This is a genomic window from Micromonospora sp. NBRC 110038 (assembly GCF_020884815.1).
GTDB lineage: Bacteria > Actinomycetota > Actinomycetes > Mycobacteriales > Micromonosporaceae > Micromonospora > Micromonospora haikouensis.
This window is the reverse complement of the sequence record NZ_BBOL01000026.1, coordinates 1-507: the sequence shown is the minus strand read 5'-3', so window position 1 is coordinate 507 and position 507 is coordinate 1. Positions and strand designations below refer to the sequence as shown.

The window sequence follows — 507 nt, the reverse complement described above, 5'->3', positions numbered from 1 at the left end:
GACGGTCACCGCCACGGAAGTCCCGGCCCTCGCCGCGCGGCGGGCCCTGGTGGCCGCCGTCCCGGCCTCCGCCGGTCGACCGCGAGTCGTCGTGGGTGCGGAAACCGCCCTCCCGGCGGTCACCGTAACCGCCGCGCTGATCGCGCGAACGGTCGTCCCGATCACGGTACGGCGGGCGGTCATCCCGTCGGGGCGCGCCACCACGTCGGTCGGAACGGTCTTCATAACGTCGAGGACGGTCGCCGTCCTGCGGTCCTGAACTCACAGGTACATCCTTCCTGATTGCGCCGCACTCGACGCTACGCAGTTGAGGGCCGACCCACATTGGGGCGGCCCTCGACTGGAAAGAATGTCCGGCGGTGTCCTACTCTCCCACACCCTCCCGAGTGCAGTACCATCGGCGCTGGAGGGCTTAGCTTCCGGGTTCGGAATGTAACCGGGCGTTTCCCCTCCGCCATGACCGCCGTAACTCTATGAACATATCAAACAACCCACAACCCCTCACAG

1 protein-coding gene and 1 rRNA gene are annotated in these 507 nt (G+C 67.3%); one reads left to right on the top strand and one right to left on the bottom strand.

All coding sequences use genetic code 11. The annotated features are described in order from the left end of the window. Positions 1–259 (top strand): hypothetical protein (locus tag LPU61_RS31475; protein WP_229406987.1); only part of this gene is annotated, 259 nt, incomplete at its 5' end. A 92-nt stretch (positions 260–351) separates the two neighbouring features. Here the strand turns inward: LPU61_RS31475 and rrf are convergent. Continuing rightward, a 5S ribosomal RNA gene (gene rrf / locus LPU61_RS31470) occupies positions 352–468 on the bottom strand. Positions 469–507 lie beyond the last annotated feature (39 nt).